This is a genomic window from Loigolactobacillus rennini DSM 20253, from assembly GCF_001436505.1.
Classification (GTDB): Bacteria; Bacillota; Bacilli; order Lactobacillales; family Lactobacillaceae; genus Loigolactobacillus; species Loigolactobacillus rennini.
The window spans coordinates 1-2,117 of record NZ_AYYI01000070.1 but is presented as its reverse complement, the minus strand read 5'-3'; the positions used below and the strand labels follow the sequence as shown (position 1 = coordinate 2,117).

The window sequence follows — 2,117 nt, the reverse complement described above, 5'->3', positions numbered from 1 at the left end:
TACCGAGCTGTACGTCTTTCTGCGTCGGCTCGTATAAACCCGCAAAACAAGAATATACTTCTTCTAACCTATTCATGCCGGCCTCCGGACCATTTGCGATAATCTTATAAAAAATAACCCGGTAATCTAACTGATTAAGATTCATCTTCCTGGTCCTTTCTCCAATTAACTAAATCTGCTCGCAGTGTTTGGATTAGTTTTAGCGAAGCCGCGGGTACATCGTTGACAGGCTCGTTTGAAGTGATTGACCGGTTATCATAGTGATGCGCAATGAGATTTAAAACAGCCAAGTTATAAACCGCATTATTTTGATAAAATGCTGTGTCAGCTTTATCCAGCGAAACTGCCGTTCGAACCTCTTTTTCCGCTGCCGGCAAATAGGCACCCATGATTAAATCGTCATCCAAGTCATGGTCCACTCGGATCGCTTTTTTAATTGATTCAACGTTGTCAATTTTAAACACGCCAGCACCTCCTATTTATAGGTTGCATGGCTGTCATATGAGGCCCCGCTATTGTATTTAGCGGGATCCTTTGGGAGTGTCCTTACCACCATCATCAGCTTCGCCAAATGATACAAAGTAGCCAGCATTGCCATCAGCTTTTTCAACGTCAAATCGAAAAGCGCCCATTAAATATTTACCGTAAATTTCATTTTCGATCCACTGCACTGACACATCTGACCGATCAGCAAATAATACGGCCCGCTTAACGTCACCGATAAAGGCTAAGGCATCACCGTTTTCACCTAACAAGTCATCACGTACTACGGTTACATTCATGCCCAGTACAACGTTGCCGGAAGTGTTTGTAATGCTATCTTCTAAAAGGTAACGGTTATTTCCGTCTTTCAAAGTGTCTAATTTCTGGTAAAAGGACTGGGTGCAAATGATTTGCCGATCATAGCCTGGGTCAAGCTTAACGTTTGCGATTTCCTTTAAATCATCAACATCTTTAACTGTTGCTGGATTAAAAGTCTTTAAAACATTGCTAATTTCAACGTTTAAAGTGTTGATTTTTTGTTCTTGGATATTTTCTTGGACAATTGCAGTCAGGTTGGCGACAGAATCATCTAACGCTTCTTGCGAAATTGGGATTGCACCACGATAGGTAGACACTTCCCACGCGATTGTTTCAAACTTCGGTTTTGCTAGTTCCGGATTCTTTTCCAGTTCTTCAACTGTGTTAAATTTCGTATCTGCACGCTTTAGGATCGGGTATTTACCGCTAGCCGTTTTAACCGAAGTTTTTTGTACCAGCTGAGATAAGTCCTGGACGGTGTTAACTTCTTTTTCCGGTTGATACTGGATATCTTCCGGAATAGTTACACCGACGTCGTCAGACTTAACATTATCCCGCTTAGCGCCCTTGCTACGCATATAGTCCTCAAAAGCTAAAACGGCTTCGTTAGTTTCTTCGTTGTTTAATTTTGACATCGATCTTTTCGCCCCTTTTTTCTTTTTGTCATCGTCTTTGTCGTCGTCTTCATCAGCATCAGCTTCTGGCTTATCAGCCTCTGGAGCCGGCATTCCCTCCGGAGCTGGCTTGTCGTCAGCTTCCGGTTTTTCATCTCCGTCGGTGTCAGCTGGATTTTCTAAATCGGGATCCTCTTTATCGGCTGGTTTGTTATCTTTTACTTCTGGTTCTTCAGCCTTCGGTGGTTCATCATTGCTGGCGTCTTGTGGTGCAGCATCATTAATTTCCTGAGCTAATTGCTGCAATTCTTCGTATTCCTTTTTTTGCTTATCGATATCTGCCTTTAAACTTCTGGCAGTTTCCAAGTCGCCTTTATCGATGGCGTCTTGGGCTTTTGCAATCAGGTCATTAATTTCTTTTTTCTGCTCATCAAATTTATTCAATTCGATCCCTCCTTAAATTTGGGTATAAAAATAGCCCTACGAATTCAATCGCAGAGCTTCTAACTCGAGAGCTATATTCAATTTTTCTAATTCTTGAAAACGTGCTAAGGATCGCGAGCGCTGGCCAACTTCAACGCTGGTGCCGGTGTATGCTGGCATCGTTACAATACTGATTTCCAACAACTCATCAATCTGATTAATCGTTTGCACATATTCACCATTGTTGCGGGCCCACGTCTTAGCATTTTTATCCTCTGA

Annotated in this window: 3 protein-coding genes; all 3 read right to left on the bottom strand. The window is 42.3% G+C overall.

Going from position 1 to position 2,117, the window contains the following annotated elements:
- Nucleotides 1-134: 134 nt before the first annotated feature.
- Nucleotides 135-464, bottom strand: a complete 330-nt coding sequence (locus FC24_RS08550; protein ID WP_057874475.1) for a head-tail connector protein — start codon at nucleotides 462-464, stop codon at nucleotides 135-137.
- Nucleotides 465-521: 57 nt separating this feature from the next.
- Nucleotides 522-1,859 carry a phage major capsid protein gene (locus FC24_RS08545; protein ID WP_057874474.1) on the bottom strand — a complete coding sequence of 446 codons (1,338 nt, stop codon included), beginning with the start codon at nucleotides 1,857-1,859 and terminating at the stop codon, nucleotides 522-524.
- A gap of 36 nt (nucleotides 1,860-1,895) precedes the next feature.
- A partial coding sequence (locus FC24_RS08540; RefSeq protein WP_191980385.1) for an HK97 family phage prohead protease occupies nucleotides 1,896-2,117 on the bottom strand: 222 nt, incomplete at its 5' end.